This is a genomic window from Sphingomonas sp. (genome assembly GCF_041661885.1).
Classification (GTDB): domain Bacteria; phylum Pseudomonadota; class Alphaproteobacteria; order Sphingomonadales; family Sphingomonadaceae; genus Sphingomonas.
In genome coordinates this window covers 334,277-352,520 of sequence record NZ_JBAZTL010000001.1, presented here as the reverse complement: position 1 = coordinate 352,520, position 18,244 = coordinate 334,277, and the positions used below count along the sequence as shown (strand labels likewise).

General features: G+C 63.6%; 17 protein-coding genes. 3 read left to right on the top strand and 14 right to left on the bottom strand.

The window, feature by feature from the left end:
* Window position 1: 1 nt before the first annotated feature.
* The 9 genes from rplB to rpsL form a co-directional block, all read right to left on the bottom strand.
* Window positions 2–853, bottom strand: coding sequence for a 50S ribosomal protein L2 (gene rplB / locus WC704_RS01755; protein ID WP_372888271.1), 852 nt, complete (start codon window positions 851–853; stop codon window positions 2–4).
* Window positions 854–857: 4 nt separating this feature from the next.
* The gene (locus tag WC704_RS01750) at window positions 858–1,169 is read right to left on the bottom strand and encodes a 50S ribosomal protein L23 (protein WP_372888270.1); all 312 of its coding nucleotides are present in this window, start codon (window positions 1,167–1,169) and stop codon (window positions 858–860) included.
* Window positions 1,162–1,788, bottom strand: a complete 627-nt coding sequence (rplD, locus tag WC704_RS01745; protein ID WP_372888269.1) for a 50S ribosomal protein L4 — start codon at window positions 1,786–1,788, stop codon at window positions 1,162–1,164. The genes WC704_RS01750 and rplD overlap by 8 nt, the downstream gene beginning before the upstream one ends.
* Window positions 1,789–1,790: 2 nt before the next feature.
* Window positions 1,791–2,546: a 50S ribosomal protein L3 gene (gene rplC / locus WC704_RS01740; protein ID WP_372888268.1), complete on the bottom strand. Its 756-nt coding sequence runs from the start codon at window positions 2,544–2,546 to the stop codon at window positions 1,791–1,793.
* A 256-nt stretch (window positions 2,547–2,802) separates the two neighbouring features.
* Window positions 2,803–3,111, bottom strand: a complete 309-nt coding sequence (gene rpsJ, locus WC704_RS01735) for a 30S ribosomal protein S10 (protein WP_007406109.1) — start codon at window positions 3,109–3,111, stop codon at window positions 2,803–2,805.
* 150 nt (window positions 3,112–3,261) lie between these two features.
* Complete coding sequence (tuf, locus tag WC704_RS01730) at window positions 3,262–4,452, bottom strand: elongation factor Tu (RefSeq protein WP_372888267.1); 1,191 nt, start codon at window positions 4,450–4,452, stop codon at window positions 3,262–3,264.
* Window positions 4,453–4,571: 119 nt separating this feature from the next.
* The gene (gene fusA, locus WC704_RS01725) at window positions 4,572–6,668 is read right to left on the bottom strand and encodes an elongation factor G (protein WP_372888266.1); all 2,097 of its coding nucleotides are present in this window, start codon (window positions 6,666–6,668) and stop codon (window positions 4,572–4,574) included.
* Window positions 6,669–6,748: 80 nt separating this feature from the next.
* Window positions 6,749–7,219 (bottom strand): 30S ribosomal protein S7, encoded by a 471-nt coding sequence (rpsG, locus tag WC704_RS01720; RefSeq protein WP_010403744.1) that lies wholly within the window; start codon window positions 7,217–7,219, stop codon window positions 6,749–6,751.
* Window positions 7,220–7,322: 103 nt separating this feature from the next.
* On the bottom strand, window positions 7,323–7,694 hold the full coding sequence (gene rpsL, locus WC704_RS01715) for a 30S ribosomal protein S12 (protein ID WP_010185487.1): 372 nt from the start codon (window positions 7,692–7,694) through the stop codon (window positions 7,323–7,325).
* Between the two features lie 369 nt (window positions 7,695–8,063).
* Here rpsL and glpD point away from each other — a divergent pair, with 369 nt between their 5' ends.
* Window positions 8,064–9,548, top strand: a complete 1,485-nt coding sequence (glpD, locus tag WC704_RS01710; RefSeq protein WP_372888265.1) for a glycerol-3-phosphate dehydrogenase — start codon at window positions 8,064–8,066, stop codon at window positions 9,546–9,548.
* Between the two features lie 188 nt (window positions 9,549–9,736).
* On the top strand, window positions 9,737–10,684 hold the full coding sequence (locus tag WC704_RS01705; protein ID WP_372888264.1) for a rhodanese-related sulfurtransferase: 948 nt from the start codon (window positions 9,737–9,739) through the stop codon (window positions 10,682–10,684).
* 79 nt (window positions 10,685–10,763) lie between these two features.
* On the opposite strand, the gene WC704_RS01700 is transcribed toward WC704_RS01705, so the two are convergent.
* Both WC704_RS01700 and WC704_RS01695 read right to left on the bottom strand, forming a co-directional pair.
* Window positions 10,764–11,705: a sulfotransferase gene (locus WC704_RS01700; protein ID WP_372888263.1), complete on the bottom strand. Its 942-nt coding sequence runs from the start codon at window positions 11,703–11,705 to the stop codon at window positions 10,764–10,766.
* Between the two features lie 207 nt (window positions 11,706–11,912).
* Window positions 11,913–13,445 carry an aminoacyl--tRNA ligase-related protein gene (locus tag WC704_RS01695; RefSeq protein ID WP_372888262.1) on the bottom strand — a complete coding sequence of 511 codons (1,533 nt, stop codon included), beginning with the start codon at window positions 13,443–13,445 and terminating at the stop codon, window positions 11,913–11,915.
* Window positions 13,446–13,606: 161 nt separating this feature from the next.
* Here WC704_RS01695 and WC704_RS01690 point away from each other — a divergent pair, with 161 nt between their 5' ends.
* On the top strand, window positions 13,607–14,485 hold the full coding sequence (locus WC704_RS01690) for a DMT family transporter (protein ID WP_372888707.1): 879 nt from the start codon (window positions 13,607–13,609) through the stop codon (window positions 14,483–14,485).
* Here WC704_RS01690 and WC704_RS01685 read toward each other — a convergent pair.
* The 3 genes from WC704_RS01685 to gcvPA all read right to left on the bottom strand — a co-directional run bounded on the left by WC704_RS01685 (window position 14,482) and on the right by gcvPA (window position 18,223).
* Window positions 14,482–15,108 (bottom strand): DUF938 domain-containing protein, encoded by a 627-nt coding sequence (locus tag WC704_RS01685; protein WP_372888261.1) that lies wholly within the window; start codon window positions 15,106–15,108, stop codon window positions 14,482–14,484. The genes WC704_RS01690 and WC704_RS01685 overlap by 4 nt on opposite strands.
* A 125-nt stretch (window positions 15,109–15,233) precedes the next feature.
* Complete coding sequence (gcvPB, locus tag WC704_RS01680) at window positions 15,234–16,868, bottom strand: aminomethyl-transferring glycine dehydrogenase subunit GcvPB (RefSeq protein WP_372888260.1); 1,635 nt, start codon at window positions 16,866–16,868, stop codon at window positions 15,234–15,236.
* The gene (gene gcvPA, locus WC704_RS01675) at window positions 16,865–18,223 is read right to left on the bottom strand and encodes an aminomethyl-transferring glycine dehydrogenase subunit GcvPA (RefSeq protein ID WP_372888259.1); all 1,359 of its coding nucleotides are present in this window, start codon (window positions 18,221–18,223) and stop codon (window positions 16,865–16,867) included. Before gcvPA ends, gcvPB begins: the two co-directional genes overlap by 4 nt.
* Window positions 18,224–18,244: the final 21 nt, after the last annotated feature.

Here is an 18,244-nt window from a genome sequence, read left to right as displayed (position 1 = left end):
TTTAGCCCTTCTTCTTGGCGTGACGGCTGCGGATAATCATCTTGTCCGTCGCCTTGTTATGACGGGTGCGCGCACCCTTGGTCGGCTTGCCCCACGGGGTAACCGGATGACGGCCGCCCGAGGTCCGGCCTTCACCACCGCCGTGCGGATGGTCGACCGGGTTCTTGGCGACGCCGCGCGTCAGCGGGCGGATGCCCAACCAGCGATTGCGACCCGCCTTGGCGAGGTTGGTGTTGCCGTTGTCGGGGTTCGAAACCGCGCCAACCGTCGCCATGCAATTGGCGTGGATGTAACGCTGCTCGCCCGAGTTGAGGCGGACCATGACCATGCCCTTGTCGCGACCGACGACCTGCACATAGGTGCCGGCCGACCGTGCGAGCTGACCGCCCTTGCCCGGCTTCATCTCGACGTTGTGGACGATCGTGCCAACCGGCATCTGGCCCAGCTCCATCGCATTGCCCGGCTTCACGTCGGTCTTCTTGTCCGCGATCACCTTGTCGCCAACGGCGAGGCGCTGCGGCGCGATGATGTAGGCCAGGTTTTCCTTGCCATCGGCGGTCTGACCATAATTGATCAGCGCGATGAAGGCGGTGCGATTGGGATCGTATTCGATACGCTCGACCACGCCATCGACGCCCCAGTTACGGCGCTTGAAGTCGATGATGCGGTAGCGCTGCTTGTGGCCGCCGGCGATGCCGCGCGAGGTCACGTGGCCCTTGTTGTTGCGCCCACCGGTCTTGCGCTTGCCTTCGGTCAGCGCCTTGACGGGGCCGCCCTTGTGCAGGCCGGAACGGTCGACGAGGATGAGACCGCGTCGTGCCGGGCTGGTCGGATTATAATGCTTCAATGCCATCGGATCAGATCCCCGTCGTCACGTCGATGGACTGGCCGTCCTTCAACGTCACGATCGCCTTCTTGATGTCGGAGCGGGTGTAGGGCGCGCCCTTCCACTTCTTGGTCTTGCCCTTCTGGACGATCGTGTTGACGCCCAGGACGGTCACGTCGAACAGCGCCTCGACCGCAGCCTTGATCTGCGGCTTGGTCGCGTCGTTGGTGACCTTGAAGACGACCGCGTTATGCTCGCTGAGCAAAGTGGCCTTTTCGGTGATGTGCGGTGCGACGATCACGTCATAATGACGCGCGTCGATCGCGACTTTCTGCTTAGCCATTGAAGCGCGCCTCCAGCATTTCGACGGCAGCGCGGGTCAGGACCAGCGTGTCGTGCTTAAGGATGTCATAGACGTTGGCACCGGCAGCCGGCATCACGTTGATCGTGTGCAGGTTGCCCGCTGCCAGCGCGAAGCTGGTCTCGACCGCTGCGCCGTCAATGACGAGCGCGGTCTTGCCCGTACCTAGCTTTGCCCAGTCCGCGATCAGCGTCTTGGTCTTGCTCTCGGCGACCGTCAGGCTGTCCATGACAACCAGCGTGCCCGCCTGAGCGTGGCTCGACAGCGCCATCTTCAGACCGAGCGCGCGAACCTTCTTGTTCAGACCCGGATTGAAGTCGCGGGTGCGCTGACCGTGCGCCTTACCACCGCCGACGAAGATCGGAGCGCGGCGATCGCCGTGACGTGCCGTACCGCCGCCCTTCTGGCGACCGAACTTCTTGCCGGTACGAGCAACGTCAGCACGCTCACGCGTGCCGCTCGCGGTCGCGCGACGCTTTTCGAGCTGCCAGGTGACAACGCGGTGCAGAATGTCGGCGCGCGGATCGAGGCCGAAGACCTCATCGTTGAGCTCAATGTCCGCAGCAGCGGTGTCGGCGAAGGATTGAACCTTGACCTTCATGTTCAGCCCTCCTGGCCGTCGGTCGCGTCCACGGTCGCGACGTCAACAGGCGTCTCGGCGGGAGCGGTGTCGTTGTTGTTGGCGACCTGCTTCAGGCCGGCGGGATATGGCGCATCGGCGTGACGCGCGACCTTCACCGAATCCTTGACGAGCAGCCAGCCACCCTTCGAGCCAGGGACCGAACCCTTGACGAAGATCAGGCCACGCTCGACGTCGGTCGAAACGATTTCGAGATTTTGCTGGGTGCGGTTCTTGTCGCCCATGTGCCCGGCCATCTTCTTGTTCTTGAAGACCTTGCCCGGATCCTGGCGCTGACCGGTCGAACCCAGCGAACGGTGCGAGACCGAAACGCCGTGCGTCGCGCGCAGACCGCCGAAGCCCCAACGCTTCATACCGCCCTGGAAGCCCTTACCCTGGGTCACACCCTGGATATCGACGATCTGGCCAGCGACATAATGGTCGGCCGAGATGGTTGCGCCGACTTCGAGCAGCGCATCTTCGCTCACGCGGAATTCGGCGAGCTTCGCCTTGGGCTCAACTTCGGCCTTGCCGAAATGGCCACGCTGCGGCTTGGCAACGTTCTTTGCTTTTGCGGCACCCGCGCCCAACTGGACTGCGACATACCCATCACGATCGGCCTCGCGAACGGCCACAACTTGCAGATTTTCCAGCGCCAGGACGGTGACGGGCACATGGCGCCCGTCTTCCTGGAACCAGCGGGTCATCCCCATCTTTTTCGCGATCACGCCAGTGCGCATGATCAATGCTCCATTCAATGCAGAGGCACCCCTCGGACCATTCCGAAGGGTGCGTACGTGGGCCCCGCCAAAGTATTACTTTGGCGGGAACCCGGTCAGCCCAAACACGTATTTTATACTGCCGCCCCGACCCGGGCTGGTGCTCCCCGCGTTGGCGGTGGAGCGTGTCGGGGGACGCAGACCCGGGCAAGCCCGGCGGTATCCCGTCTATTTGGTGGCACCCGAAGGCCTCACCGAATCTCGTGGAGGCGCGCTATTACGCGAGCTTGATCTCGACGTCAACGCCTGCGGCGAGGTCGAGCTTCATCAGCGCATCGACCGTTTGCGGGGTCGGCTGCACGATGTCGAGCATACGCTTGTACGTGCGGACTTCGAACTGCTCGCGCGACTTCTTGTCGATGTGCGGGCCGCGGTTCACGGTGAACTTCTCGATGCGCGTCGGCAACGGAATGGGACCACGGATGAGAGCGCCGGTGCGGCGCGCGGTGTCGGCGATGTCGCCGGTCGCCTGATCGAGCACGCGATGATCGAACGCCTTGAGGCGGATGCGGATATTGCTGTCCATAGTCCCTACCGATGCGAAAGAGCGGGCCCCGTGGTGGGGCTCTTGCTGTTTGAAATCAAAACTGGAGGAGCGCCCGTACAGGGGCCTCCATAAAATAGCAACAGCCCGCGCCTCCCTTTGGAGACGCGGGCCGCACTTTTCTTGGAGCGCTTAGGCCGAAATGCCCGAGACGATGCCCGAACCAACGGTACGACCGCCTTCGCGGATCGTGAAGCGCTGACCAACGTCCATAGCGATCGGTGCGATCAGCTTCACGCCAAGCGCGATGTTGTCGCCAGGCATGACCATTTCGGTGCCCTCAGGCAGCTCGACGGTGCCGGTAACGTCCGTGGTACGGAAGTAGAACTGCGGACGATAGTTGGCGAAGAACGGCGTGTGACGGCCACCTTCGTCCTTCGACAGCACGTACACTTCCGACTGGAAGTCGGTGTGCGGCTTGATCGAGCCGGGCTTGCAGAGAACCTGGCCACGCTCAACTTCTTCACGGCCAACGCCGCGGATCAGCGCGCCGATGTTGTCGCCTGCCTGGCCCTGGTCGAGCAGCTTGCGGAACATTTCGACGCCCGTGACGGTGGTCTTGCGAGTGTCGTTGATGCCGACGATCTCGACTTCTTCGCCAACCTTGACGACGCCGGTCTCGACGCGACCGGTAACGACCGTACCACGACCCGAGATCGAGAACACGTCTTCGATCGGCATCATGAACGGCTTGTCGAGCGGACGCTCGGGCTGCGGCAGGTACGTGTCGACGGCTTCCATCAGCTTGAGGACGGCATCATGGCCGATCTCAGGCGTGACGTCGTTGAGCGCCGCAACAGCCGAACCCTGGATGACCGGGATGTTGTCGCCGTCGAAGTCATACGACGAGAGCAGTTCGCGGATTTCCAGCTCGACGAGTTCGAGGATCTCGGCGTCGTCGACCAGATCGACCTTGTTCATGAACACGACCATCGTCGGCACGCCGACCTGGCGTGCGAGCAGGATGTGCTCGCGGGTCTGCGGCATCGGGCCGTCGGTTGCCGAAACAACGAGGATCGCGCCGTCCATCTGCGCCGCGCCGGTGATCATGTTCTTCACATAGTCGGCGTGGCCCGGGCAATCGACGTGCGCATAGTGGCGTGCCAGCGTCTCATACTCGACGTGTGCGGTCGAGATGGTGATGCCGCGCTCGCGCTCTTCGGGAGCCTTGTCGATGTTGGCATAGCTGGTGAACGTCGCACCGCCGGTTTCCGCGAGCACCTTGGTGATCGCAGCCGTGAGCGAGGTCTTGCCGTGATCGACGTGGCCGATCGTGCCGATGTTGAGGTGCGGCTTGGTCCGCTCGAACTTTGCTTTTGCCATTTTTCCTACCTTATTGATCGTTTTCGGTTCGCCACAGCGCCACGCGAAGGGGGCCCCATAGCGGGAGTTTTCAGGTTACGCCAGCCCTAGCGCCGATCACCGACACCAGGTTTCGCGTCTTAGGCCAGCTTCGCCTTCACTTCGTCGGCAACGTTGGCAGGCACTTCTTCGTAATGCGAGAACTGCATCGAGTAGTTCGCGCGGCCCTGGGTGAACGAGCGCAGCGCGTTCACATAGCCGAACATGTTCGCCAGCGGGACCATTGCGTCCACCGACTGCGCGTTGCCGCGCGTGTCGGTGCCCTGGATCTGGCCACGACGGCTGTTCATGTCGCCAATCACGTCCCCCAGATAATCCTCAGGCGTGATGACCTCGACCTTCATGATCGGCTCGAGCAGCTTGATGCCGGCCTTCTGCGCGACTTCACGCATTGCGCCACGGGCACAGATTTCAAACGCCAGCGCCGACGAGTCGACGTCATGGTAGGAACCGTCATAAACGAGGATTTCGAAATCGATGATCGGGAAACCGACCAGCGAGCCGGTAGCTGCCGTCTCACGGAAGCCCTTTTCGATCGCCGGGATATATTCCTTCGGAATATTACCGCCCTTGATCTCGTCCTTGAAGATGATGCCCGAACCGCGCTCACCCGGCGTGACCTTGACCTTCACGCGACCGAACTGGCCCGTACCACCCGACTGCTTCTTGTGCGTATAATCCACGTCGACCGGCTTGGCGAGATATTCGCGATACGCCACCTGCGGCGCGCCGACATTGGCCTCGACCTTGAATTCGCGCTTCATGCGATCGACCAGAATTTCGAGATGGAGCTCGCCCATGCCCTTGATGATGGTCTGGCCCGATTCGGCGTCCGACGAAACGCGGAACGACGGATCTTCGCGTGCGAGGCGATTGAGCGCAACGCCCATCTTCTCCTGGTCGGCCTTGGTTTTGGGTTCCACCGACAGCTCGATCACGGGCTCGGGGAATTCCATCCGCTCGAGGATGATCGGAGCGTTCAGCGCGCACAGCGTGTCGCCGGTCGTGGTGTCCTTGAGGCCTGCGAGAGCGACGATGTCGCCTGCATAGGCCACCTGGATGTCCTCACGCTCGTTCGCATGCATCAGCAGCATACGACCGACCTTTTCCTTCTTGTCCTTGACCGAGTTCATAACCTGCGACGCGGTTTCGAGCTTGCCCGAATAGATGCGCGCGAAGGTCAGCGTGCCGACGAACGGATCGTTCATGATCTTGAACGCCAGCGCCGAGAACGGCACTTCGTCCGAAGACGGACGCTCGTCCGGGGTCACGCCATCGACCTTGAGGCCCTGAATGGCGGGAACGTCGAGCGGCGACGGCAGATAGTCGACGACGGCGTCGAGCAGGGGCTGAACGCCCTTGTTCTTGAACGCCGAACCGCAAACGACCGGCACGAACGAGAAGTTGAGCGTGCCCTTGCGGATCAGCTTCTTGAGGTCGGCCGTGCTCGGCTCGTTGCCCTCAAGATACGCCTCCATCAGGGCGTCGTCCTGCTCGACCGCCATTTCGATCAGGTCGCTGCGATACTTCGCGGCCTTTTCGGCGAGGTCCGCCGGAATGTCGGTATAGGTGAACTTCGCGCCCAGGCTCTCTTCGAGCCAGATGATCGCGCGGTTCTCGACCAGGTCGACCAGACCCTTGAAGTCGCCTTCCATGCCGATCGGCAAATACAGCACGGCCGGACGCGCACCCAGACGATCGATGATCGACTGAACGCAGAAATAGAAATCGGCGCCGGTGCGATCGAGCTTGTTGACGAAGCACATGCGCGGCACTTTGTACTTTTCAGCCTGGCGCCAGACGGTTTCCGACTGCGGCTCCACGCCGGCAACGCCGTCGAAGCACGCAACCGCGCCATCGAGCACGCGCAGCGAACGCTCGACTTCGATCGTGAAGTCGACGTGCCCGGGGGTGTCGATGATGTTGATGAGGTGCTCTTCGCCCTTGCCTTCGCTGGCGCGCCACTTGCACGTCGTAGCAGCCGACGTGATCGTGATCCCGCGCTCCTGCTCCTGCTCCATCCAGTCCATCGTCGCGGTGCCTTCATGCACTTCGCCGATCTTGTAGGACTTGCCGGTGTAATAAAGAATGCGCTCGGTCGTCGTCGTCTTGCCGGCGTCGATGTGCGCCATGATGCCGATGTTGCGATAGCGTTCGAGCGGATGGCTGCGGGCCATGTCAGTGCTTCCTTAGCGATGTGGGGAGCCGGTTGGTCCAGCTCCCCACGATATAGGTTACGATTGCAGCGAGCGCCAGCTTACCAGCGGTAGTGCGAGAAGGCGCGGTTGGCCTCGGCCATGCGGTGCGTGTCTTCGCGCTTCTTGACGGCGTTGCCGCGGTTGTTGGCGGCATCCATCAGCTCGCCCGACAGGCGTGCCGACATGGTGTTCTCCGAGCGCGCACGCGCAGCGGCGATCAGCCAGCGGATCGCCAGCGCCTGGGCGCGCTCGGGGCGCACTTCGACCGGGACCTGATAGGTCGCACCGCCGACGCGGCGGCTGCGGACTTCGATGCCGGGCTTCACGTTGGTGAGCGCGTCATGGAACACCGCGACGGGATCCTTCTTCGCACGGGCTTCGACGGTTTCCATCGCGCCGTACACGATCAGTTCCGCGACGGACTTTTTGCCGTCAAGCATCACCGAATTCATGAACTTCGAGAGGACCTCATCACCGTACTTAGGATCGGGGAGGATGATACGCTTTTCTGGGCGACGACGACGTGCCATTTCGGAATTCCTTTTACTCTTCAGCCTGGTCCGGAACCCGTCCGGGGCTTACTTTTGATTCTGGATCCCGGCGGTTAGCCGGGATGATCGGGCGAATGCCCGATCACTTCGGACGCTTGGCGCCGTACTTGGAACGCGACTGGCGACGGTCCTTCACACCCTGTGTATCGAGCACGCCGCGCAGAACGTGGTAGCGCACACCGGGAAGATCGCGAACGCGACCGCCGCGGATCAGCACGACCGAGTGCTCCTGCAGGTTATGGCCCTCACCGGGGATGTAGCTGATGACTTCGCGGCTGTTGGTCAGGCGGACCTTGGCCACCTTGCGCAGTGCGGAGTTCGGCTTCTTCGGGGTCGTCGTATAGACGCGGGTGCAAACGCCACGCTTCTGCGGGTTCTGCTCCATAGCAGGGACCTTGGACTTGGCCTTCTGCGGATCGCGGCCCTTGCGGACCAACTGGTTGATCGTCGGCATTGAATCTCTTCACCTTGACTGTTGGTTACTTTGCTGGAGCCATCACGCCCCCCCGGAACAAAATGGGGAATACAAAAAGGGCCATTGGGCGTGAAACCACCCCCTGGGCCCTGGAATGCATCCAGCAATGTTCAAGCACTGTCCCGGAGCAAGCCCCGGTCAAGCGGAGGTGCGCATACAGTGGGTTCGCGGCGGGGTCAACTGAGTCGCGAGGGTGGCGTGTGGGTGTGGACAGCCAAGGTCGCTCGGTCCGGTCATCGCTCCCGCCCTCCCCGCCCGTTTCGCGAAATTTTTCGCAACCGCGTAGCCGCCACCAACCGCCCCGCAAACCCGGTCGCATCCGCCGCGCGAGTGCGATACAGGACAGCGGTGACATACGATCTCCTCATCGTCGGCGGCGGTATCAACGGCTGCGCGATCGCGCGCGAGGCCAGCCTGCTCGGCCTCAAAATCCTCCTGGTCGAGCGCGACGATCTCGCGGCGCACACCTCCTCGGCCTCGACCAAGCTGATCCACGGCGGGCTGCGCTATCTCGAATATTACGAGTTCAAGCTCGTCGCCGAGGCGCTGCGCGAGCGCGAGCGGTTGGTGAAGGCCGCGCCGCACATCATCCATCCGCTGCGCTTCGTCCTGCCGCACGAGAATGCGCTGCGGCCGTGGTGGATGGTGCGGCTCGGCCTCTATCTCTATGATTTTCTTGGCGGCAGGATGACGCTGGCGCGCTCGCGCGGCCTGCGGCGGAGCGACACCGCCTTCACCGCGCCGCTCAAGGGTGCGGACAAGGGCTTCGTCTATTCGGATGCGTTCGTGGACGATTCGCGCCTGACCGTGCTCAACGCGGTCGATGCCGCCGCCAATGGCGCCGAGATCGCGGTCGGCACCGCGCTCGAGTCGGCGCGGCGCGCGGGCGATGTCTGGCACGCCACGTTATCCGACGGGCGCGCTGTTACCGCCCGCGCGCTGGTCAATGCCGCCGGGCCGTGGGTGCATCAGTTGCTCGGGCGGCTCGGCGTCAACGCTGCCTCGGGCGTGCGGCTGGTCAAGGGTAGCCACATCGTCGTGCCGCGCCTGTTCGAGGGCGACCACGCCTATATCCTGCAACAGCCCGATGGCCGCATCGTCTTCGCCATCCCCTATCAGGGGGCCTTTACCGAGATCGGCACCACCGACATTCCGGTCGATGCCCCCGAAGACGCGCAGATCGACGCGGATGAGATCGCTTATCTCTGCGAGGCGGTGAACCGCCATTTCGTCCGGCAGATCAGCCCCGCCGACGTCACCTCGACCTGGTCGGGCGTGCGCCCGCTTTATGATGACGGCGCGAACGAGGCGAAAGCCGTCACGCGCGATTACGTGCTCGAACTCGACACCAACGGCCCGACCTTGCTCTCCATTTTCGGCGGCAAGATCACCACCGCGCGCCATCTCGCCGAAGAGGCGTTGGGCAAGCTCGCCGCGCCGATGGGCTTCACCGCGCATCCGGTGACGCGGACGCGGGTATTTCCCGGCGGCGCGATCCCCGACTTCGCGCAATTCCTGGCGCAAGTCCGCGCGAGGTGGCCGTTTCTGGGCGACGCGCGGTCGGAGCGGATGGCCCACGCTTACGGGTCGCGCCTGACCGAAATGCTCGACCGCATCGACAGCGAGGCTGCGCTCGGAGCCGATCTCGGCGGCGGGCTCACCGAGGTTGAGGCGCGCTGGCTGCACGACCGCGAATGGGCGCGCAGCACCGACGACGTCCTGCTCCGCCGCACCAAATTGGGGCTGCATCTGACCGAGGTCGAGCGCGCGCAGGTCGAGCGCTGGTGGACGGCAACTTTCCCGGCCGCAGGCGGGAACGATAGAGCGCCGTGAAGTATCGCTTCGCCATCGACATGCAGTCGCTCAAGACGGCGTAAAACGCCCCGCCCTTCCGTTCGGGCTGAGCTTGTCGAAGCCCTCTGCTCGCGCTCGAGCGCTTGTGGTGAGAGTTCTTCGACCGGCCCAAGGCGAACGGAGGGGCGGTTTCCCTCGTCGATGAAACCTTTTAGAGGGGCGGCGTCATGACACATGCCCTCCCCCCCATCACCGTCGCCGCGCTCTACCGCTTCGCCCGCTTCCCCGATCCCGCTGCCATCCGCGCGCCGCTGCTCGCTTTGTGCGAGGCGCAAGCGATCAAGGGTACGTTGCTGCTCGCGCGCGAGGGCATCAACGGTACGATCGCCGGGTCCGAAACGGGCATCGCCGCCGTCATCGCGCACATCCGCACGCTGCCCGATTGCGCCGAAATCGTCGTCAAATACAGCCATGCCGAGACGATGCCGTTCCACCGCCTGAAGGTCCGCCTCAAGCGCGAGATCGTGACGATGGGGGAACCCGATGTCGATCCGCTGGCAGGCGTCGGCCATTATGTGAAACCTGCCGACTGGAACGCGCTGATCGATGATCCCGATACGGTGGTGATCGACACGCGCAACGCCTATGAGGTGAAGGTCGGCACCTTCGCCCGCGCGATCGACCCGGCGACCGAGAGCTTCCGCGATTTCCCCGCCTGGGTGCGCGAACACCGCGCCGAACTGGAGGGCAAGAAGGTCGCAATGTTCTGCACCGGCGGCATTCGCTGCGAAAAATCGACCGCCTTCCTCAAGGCCGAGGGGCTGGACGACGTTTTCCACCTCGAAGGCGGCATCCTGAAATATCTCGAAGAGGTGCCGCAAGCCGAAAGCCGCTGGCACGGCGAATGCTTCGTGTTCGACGAGCGTGTCGCGGTCGGCCACGGCCTTGCGCTCGGCACCCATGAACTGTGCCGCGCCTGCCGTATGCCGGTCAGCCCAGCCGATCGCGCCTCACCGCTGTACGAGGAAGGCGTCGCCTGCCCCGCTTGCCACGCCACGCGCGATGCACAGGCGCGCGCCAGCTATGCCGAGCGCCACCGCCAGGTAAAACTCGCCGAGGCGCGCGGGCAAGCGCATGTCGGTGCGCGTTTCGCGCCCGGCCTTACCAAAGACTGAAATTTACCGACCTGGCGCGGTTGGCATTCCCGTCAATCCAGGCCGCCAAGCCGCTGCGTGCGCAGCGGCTTCCCGCCCCTCACCAAACGGTGCCGACCAGCTCGTGATAGACGGCCCCGCAGCGTTCGCGCAATTCCTCTTGCTCCGCCTTTGGCAAACGCGCGCGCCAGTCCCCCGCCATCGCTGCGGAATTGCGCACCAGCGCATGGATGGTCTCCATCGGCGGCGTGACGACATCACCCCGCGTCGCGCGCGACACTTCGTCCTGCATAGGTTCGCTATATGTGATCCCAAGCGCCTGGGTTAGTTGCGCCATTTCACGATCAGGATCGGCGCAGAACCGTTCATGCGACCAAATCGACACATTTTCCGGAAGATCCCGCGCGGTCGCCAGCGCATGGCGATTGACCACATTCCATAGCAGCGCTGCTTGCGATACCGGGTCCTGCGCTGCATCGCGTTGTGCGGCGTCAATCACCCCTTGCTCGACCAGATCATCGAGCGGCACCGTCCGATCCCACCCGACCCGCCGCAGCGACAACAAAAAAGCCGCAGGGTGCTTGACGGCAAACACCACCTGAAAATGGTGTCGACGCACGAGATACTGCGCCGAAAGCGACAGAAACGGATCCTTGATAACCAGGCGGGCGGGTGGTTTCCGCTGAACCGCAGCATATTCGCGGGAGCGCGGAGTTCCCTTGAAACGCGCCCATAACGAAGGCCGAACACCATCCCGCGAAGCAAAAGCAATCGCACTGCCCGAGATGAGCCGATCGATAAACGGGTTCCAGCGCTCGCCGGACTTATCCGCCGCGATATACCATCTATCGACCCCTTCCACCCCGACCAGCGGTTGAAAAGGCTCGGTCAATTGCAGGCTTTCTCGATCCGCACCCAATAAGTGCCCGAGCAACGTCGTCCCGCTCCGGTGCGCACCACAAACCAAGATTCTTTGGCCGGGGGCTATCCCGCCCTTACGAATCCGCCGCAGTCCCAACCCGCGGTTCTCAAAACTAAACATTGGACCTCATAAAAAGGCCCCCCGACCTCCAATCCCTCTCTTACCGACAATCTGACGATTTGAAAGGGAGGAATCCAATATCATGCCGCGTTAACGATATTTTGGGCAAAGGTTGCAACCGCGCCGTCTCGGCAGCCTGCGCCCAGACTTGCGTTGAGAGCATTCAGGACATCGAAAACTAACGAACGAGACCTGCCGTGACGCGCGCTAATAAGCCCGACCGATCAGTACGCGTTCGACGGCTTGCGCGCCTGTGAACACGCACACGCCGTCCAGTGCCGTCTGTGCCATCGGTGCATTGCGGATGGTGAGCTTGAGCGCTTTGAGCCGTTCAACCACCGCATCAAGTGCGTCACCCGTCGGCCGCGACCATTGCACTTCCAGCCAACCAGGGTTCTTAACCCCCTCCCCGAAATGCGCCTCGATTGCCGCAAAATCCGCAGCCGGCACAATGCTCGCCTCCAGGCGCGCGCGCGCTTCGCTATGCAGCCCGGCCTGAATATCCTCCAGCAGTGCGGCGGCTTCGCTGACGAAATCGGCCCGCGCCACCACCGCGCTGTCAAGCTTCCCGTCGTCACGGTACAGCCGGTCGCGGCGGATCACCGAAACATTGCCGCCAGCCACATCGCGCCCACCGACCTCGATCACGATCGGTGCGCCCTTCTTGACCCAGCCCCAACGCTTCGTGGCCGCCTTGCCGAATTTGAGGTCGAGCAGCGCGCGTACCGGCTCGCCCAGCGCTGATTGGCTGGCCAGTTCGGCCTGCAACGCCTTGCAATACTCGACGATCGCCGCATCCTCGGGCTGGTCGCGCAGCATCGGTACGATCACGATCTGCCACGGCGCGATGCGCGGCGGCACGCGCAGGCCATCATCATCGCCGTGGACCATGATGACGCCGCCGATCATCCGCGTCGATACGCCCCAGCTTGTCGTATTGGCGAGGACAAATTCACCCTGGTCGTTCTGGAAGCGGATGTTCTGCGCCGACGCGAAATTGGTGCCGAGGAAATGGCTCGTGCCCGCCTGCAGCGCCTTGCCGTCCTGCATCATCGCTTCGATGCTGTAGGTCGCGACCGCACCGGGGAAACGCTCGTTCTCGGGCTTTTCCCCTGCGACCACCGGCAGCGCAAGGCAATCCTCCGAAAAGGAACGATAGACCTCAAGCATCTTGAGCGTTTCCTCGCGCGCCTCTTCAGCCGAGGCGTGCGCAGTATGGCCTTCCTGCCACAGAAATTCGCTGGTGCGCAGGAACATGCGTGTGCGCATTTCCCAGCGAACCACATTGGCCCATTGGTTGATGAGCACCGGCAAATCGCGCCACGATTGCACCCAGCGGGCAAAGGCTGCGCCGATCACCATTTCAGAGGTCGGGCGCACGACGAGCGGTTCCTCGAGCTTCGCCTCGGGATCGGGGATCAACCCACCCTTGCCATCCGCCTTCAACCGGTGATGCGTGACGACCGCCATTTCCTTGGCGAAACCTTCGACATGCTCCGCTTCCTTCTCGAAATAAGAAAGCGGGATGAACAGCGGGAAATAGCAATTCTCATGGCCCGTCGCCTTGATGCGATCGTCGAGCAAACGCTGGATCCGCTCCCAAATGCCATAGCCCCACGGCCGGATGACCATGCAGCCGCGCACACCCGATTCCTCGGCAAGGTCGGCTTCTGCGATGACGGACTGATACCAGGCCGAGAAATCGGCCTCACGGGTGACGGGGAGTGCGCGTTTTATCATGGCCGTGCGGATAGCGACTGGCGAAGCGCGCGTCACCCCCACGCTTGTGTCATGGGACGCGCGACGCCATGAACCGATCCGCAATCAGGAGACAAACGATCGCCGAAGCCGCCGCCCCGCCCCCCGTCGAAACAGCATCAGACCATATCCATGAGCGCGTCATGCTCGGCCTCGCCCTGCGGTTGATCGCCGTTGCTGGCCTTGCGACGATGAGCGCGCTGATCAAACTCGCCGAAAATCGCGGGGCGAACCTCGTCGAAACGATGTTCTTCCGTCAGGCATGGGCGGCGGTGCTGATTTTCGGAATCGTGCTGACCGGCCCCGGCGTTTCGTCGCTGCGGACGCTGCGATTCGGGGCGCATGTGCGGCGGACCGCCGTTGGCCTTGTCGGCATGGTCGCCACCTTCGGCGCGGTGCTGCTGTTACCGCTGGCCGATGCGACCACGTTGCAGTTTACCGTGCCCATCTTCGGCACGCTCCTCGGTGCCCTGGTCCTCGGCGAGCACGTCGGCATCCACCGCTGGGCGGCGGTCATCGTAGGCTTTATCGGGGTGTTGATCGTCACCCAGCCGGGTACGGGCGCATTGCCGCTTGGCGGCGCGGTGGTCGGCCTTGTTGCGGCGATGTTCGTTGCGCTGGTCGCGATCCTGCTGCGCCAGATCGGACGTACCGAAAGCGCGCTCACGACGGTGTTCTGGTTCTCGGTGCTATCGATTCCGCCGCTCGGCATCGCTTATCTTCTCAACTTTCAACAGCACGACGCGTTGACCTGGGCCATTCTGGTTGGCGTCGGGCTGATTGGCGGGCTTGCGCAACTGGCGCTGACCGCCGCGGTACGCCACGCGCCGGTGTCGACCGTGATTCCGATGGATTATTCGAGCCTGTTTTGGGGCACGCTCTATGGCTGGCTCTTGTTCGGTACATTGCCCGGCTGGGGCACCGTCATCGGCGCGCCGGTCATCGTGGCGAGCGGGCTCTACATCGTCTGGCGCGAACAGGTGCGGCGGCGCCCGGTGACCACCGAAGCGGTGAGCGCCTAACGCCGGCGAAACACCAGCAACAGGTTGTTGGCGGGCATGGGCGCGCACTGCTCAAGCGTGAAGAGCGTCGCTGCCGATGCGACGGCCTCGACCGATCGCAGGCCCCAGCGCGAATCGCGCGCTTTCAACGTTTCGTCGAAGGTCAGGTTGCTCGGCGCGGTCGGCACATCCGCTTGCACAAACGGGCCGTACAGGATCAGCGCCCCACCCGCCGGTAACAGCCCCGCCGCGCCCGACAACAAGCCGAGCGTCGCATCCCACGGGCTGATATGGACCATGTTGATGCACAGCACGGCATCGGCGCGGGTGATCGGCCATGCGCTTGCCGCCGCGTCGAGTGCGAGCGGCGACAGGACATTGTCGATTCCCTCGCACCATGCCGTGATCGAGCGGCGCGCATCCGCGTCTGGGTCGCTTGGTTGCCACCGCAGTGCCGGAAATTCCTGCGCGAAATAGGCGGCATGTTCACCCGATCCGCTCGCCACCTCCAGCACGATGCCGACAGGCGGCAGCGTTTGGCGCAGCATATCGGCGATCGCCACGCGGTTGCGCAGCGTCGCCGGGGCATGTCGCCGCGTTTCGCCGTCCGCCTCGCCCGGAATCCACAATTTGGGGGCGGTCACGCGCGCGCAGCCGCCAACAAGCGCGCGGCGCGCAAGGCGAACACGACGAGGAAGGTCGCAATCGGGACCGCATATTGCAAAATCCCGTGCGATTGCGTGTCGTGTAGCGGCATGAAATTACCCCGTTATTCCGCTGCTTGAGCGAGTCCCGGCTCCTTCCATACCAGCACCGGCTTGCGCGCCGCCAGTGTTTCATCAAGGCGGCTGCGCGGCGCGAAATGCGGCGCGCTCTTGAGGCTGATGTCGCCCGCCTTGGCGCGCTCGGCGACCGAGCGCAAAGCGGCGATGAACTGATCTAGCGCGGCCTTCGATTCGGTCTCGGTCGGCTCGATCAGCATCGCACCGTGGACGACCAGCGGGAAGTACATCGTCATCGGGTGGAAACCCTCGTCGATCAGCCCCTTGGCAACGTCGATCGTCGAGAAGCCGTCGGCAAGGCCTTCGTCAGAGAACAACGCCTCGTGCATACAGGGTCCCGACGACCCGAAGGGCGCCTCCAGCGTCTGTTCAAGGCTACGCAGGATGTAATTGGCGTTGAGCACGGCATCCTCCGCCACCTGTCGCAACCCGTCCGCGCCGTGGCTGAGGATATAGGTCAGCGCGCGGGTGAACATGCCCATCTGACCGTGAAACGCGGTCATGCGCCCGAAGGTGTGTGGGTGTTCGTCGCCCGCCGTTTCTTCCTCGATCAGCGCGATATGGCCATCGGCGTAGCGCGCGGTGAAGGGCAACGGACCGAAGGGAGCCAACGCTTCCGACAGCACCACCGGGCCCGAGCCGGGGCCACCGCCGCCATGCGGGGTGGAGAAGGTCTTGTGCAAATTGATGTGCATCGCGTCGATGCCAAGGTCACCCGGCCGCACGCGACCGACGATCGCGTTGAAATTGGCCCCGTCGCAATAAACATAGGCGCCGACGCCGTGGACCGCGTCCGAAATCGCTTTCATGTCGCGTTCGAACAGGCCGCAGGTGTTGGGGTTGGTAATCATCACCGCCGCGACATCGGGGCCTAACCGTGCCTTGAGTGCCGCCGTATCGACGCGCCCTTCGGCGGTGGCGGGGATATCCTCCACCGTGAAGCCCGCGAAAGCCGCCGTCGCCGGGTTGGTGCCGTGGGCGCTCTCGGGCACAAGCACGACCTTGCGGTGCCCCTCGCCGCGCGCCTCCAGCGCCGCCTTGATGCACAAGATGCCGCACAGTTCGCCGTGGGCGCCCGCCTTGGGGCTCATCGCTATGCCATACATGCCGGTCAGCTTGATGAGCCACACCGCCAGTTCATTGATGACGCCCAGCGCCCCCTGCACGGTATCGACCGGCTGGAGCGGATGGATGTCGGCAAAGCCGGGCAGCCGCGCCATCTTCTCGTTAAGGCGCGGATTGTGCTTCATCGTGCACGAACCGAGCGGGAAAAAACCGAGGTCGATGCCGTAATTCTGGCGGCTGAGGCGCGTGTAATGGCGCACCGCTTCGGGCTCCGACAGGCCGGGCAGACCGATTGCGGCATCGCGGAACAGGCCGGCGAGCTTGTTTTCCTGCGAAAGCAGGAAGCCAGAGTTACCCGCGTCGTCCCCGGAACCCTGGGCTCCTGCCTGCGCTGGAGCACCAACACCCGTGAAATCAACCCCCGTGGTCTCGCAATCGCCGATCTCGAAGATCAGCGCCTCTTCCAGCATCAATCCCTTGTTGCCGGTGACGGTCGGCGATGCCTTGCCCCCGGCGACGGGCGCTTCGGGGCGCCATCCGCTTGCGTTGATGCTCATGCCAGGATCTCCTCAAGCGCGGCGGCCAGCGTTTCCACATCCTCTGCCGACGTCGTCTCGGTCACCGCGACGACCAGCCCGTTGGCGAGGCCTTGCTCGCCCGGATACAATCGCCCGAGCGATACCCCGGCCAGGATCCCACGATCGGCAAGCATGCGCACGACCGGACGTGCCTCGACCGGCAGTTTCAGCGTAAATTCATTGAAGAAGGCGGTGGTGACCAGTTCGACGCCCGGCACCCTTGCGAGCCGCTCGGCGGCGGCAACTGCACCATGATGGTTGACGCTCGCCAGCGTCCGCAGCCCCTTTTCGCCCAGCAGCGTCATGTGGATCGAGAAGGCCAGCGCACACAGGCCGGAATTGGTGCAGATGTTCGACGTCGCCTTTTCGCGGCGGATATGCTGCTCGCGCGTCGACAGCGTCAGCACGAAGCCGCGGCGGCCATCGGCATCGAGCGTCTCGCCGCACAACCGCCCCGGCATCTGGCGCACGTACTTTTCCTTGCAGCCGAACAGGCCGACATAGGGCCCGCCAAACTGAAGCCCGACGCCAAGCGACTGCCCCTCGCCCACGACGATATCGGCATCCATTTCGCCGGGAGACTTGATCGCGCCCAGTGCGACCGGCTCGGTCACCACCGCGATCAGCAGCGCCTTGTTGGCGTGGCACGCGTCCGCCAGCGGCTTCAGATCGGCGATGCGCCCGAGAATGTCGGGATATTGCACGACGACGCACGACGTGTCCTTGTCGATCGCCCCGATCAGCGATTCGAGATCGGTATCCGCTGTGAGTGTCGGGCTGGCGGTCTCGAGCACATCGCCGGTGTACTTCGCCATCGTCTTGGCGACGGAAACATAATGCGGGTGCAGCCCCGACGACAGGATCGCCTTGCCGCGCTTGGTGATGCGCCGGGCCATGCCGATCGCTTCCCAGCACGCGGTCGAGCCGTCATACATCGACGCGTTCGCCACATCGGTGCCGAGCAGCCGCGCAACCTGCGTCTGAAACTCGAACAGCATTTGCAGCGTGCCCTGCGCGATTTCGGGCTGGTACGGCGTGTAGGCCGTCAGGAACTCGCCGCGCTGGATCAAGTGATCGACCGAGGCCGGCACATGGTGGCGATAGGCCCCGCAGCCGAGGAAAAAGGGCACTTCCCCCGCCGTCAGATTCTTTCGCGCTAACGCGCTCATGTGGCGTTCGACCGCCATTTCGCTGGCGTGCATCGGCAAATCGTGGATCGGCCCGTCGAGGCGAGCGGCTTCGGGCACGTCGACGAACAGATCGTCGATCGAGGCGGCACCGATCACGCCGAGCATCGCCTCGCGGTCGGACTGAGTCAGGGGTAGGTAACGCATTTCGAAATCTCCCCCCTCCCG

Bases quoted from the DNA above. Each gene is read 5' to 3' on its own strand.
- rpsJ (WP_007406109.1), bottom strand. From the start codon at position 3,111: ATGGACAGCAATATCCGCATCCGCCTCAAGGCGTTCGATCATCGCGTG.
- rplB (WP_372888271.1), bottom strand. From the start codon at position 853: ATGGCATTGAAGCATTATAATCCGACCAGCCCGGCACGACGCGGTCTC.
- gcvPB (WP_372888260.1), bottom strand. From the start codon at position 16,868: ATGAGCATCAACGCAAGCGGATGGCGCCCCGAAGCGCCCGTCGCCGGG.
- WC704_RS01690 (WP_372888707.1), top strand. From the start codon at position 13,607: ATGCTCGGCCTCGCCCTGCGGTTGATCGCCGTTGCTGGCCTTGCGACG.
- rplC (WP_372888268.1), bottom strand. From the start codon at position 2,546: ATGCGCACTGGCGTGATCGCGAAAAAGATGGGGATGACCCGCTGGTTC.
- WC704_RS01750 (WP_372888270.1), bottom strand. From the start codon at position 1,169: ATGGCTAAGCAGAAAGTCGCGATCGACGCGCGTCATTATGACGTGATC.
- rplD (WP_372888269.1), bottom strand. From the start codon at position 1,788: ATGAAGGTCAAGGTTCAATCCTTCGCCGACACCGCTGCTGCGGACATT.
- fusA (WP_372888266.1), bottom strand. From the start codon at position 6,668: ATGGCCCGCAGCCATCCGCTCGAACGCTATCGCAACATCGGCATCATG.
- rpsG (WP_010403744.1), bottom strand. From the start codon at position 7,219: ATGGCACGTCGTCGTCGCCCAGAAAAGCGTATCATCCTCCCCGATCCT.
- WC704_RS01700 (WP_372888263.1), bottom strand. From the start codon at position 11,705: ATGTTTAGTTTTGAGAACCGCGGGTTGGGACTGCGGCGGATTCGTAAG.
- WC704_RS01705 (WP_372888264.1), top strand. From the start codon at position 9,737: ATGACACATGCCCTCCCCCCCATCACCGTCGCCGCGCTCTACCGCTTC.
- gcvPA (WP_372888259.1), bottom strand. From the start codon at position 18,223: ATGCGTTACCTACCCCTGACTCAGTCCGACCGCGAGGCGATGCTCGGC.
- tuf (WP_372888267.1), bottom strand. From the start codon at position 4,452: ATGGCAAAAGCAAAGTTCGAGCGGACCAAGCCGCACCTCAACATCGGC.
- WC704_RS01695 (WP_372888262.1), bottom strand. From the start codon at position 13,445: ATGATAAAACGCGCACTCCCCGTCACCCGTGAGGCCGATTTCTCGGCC.
- rpsL (WP_010185487.1), bottom strand. From the start codon at position 7,694: ATGCCGACGATCAACCAGTTGGTCCGCAAGGGCCGCGATCCGCAGAAG.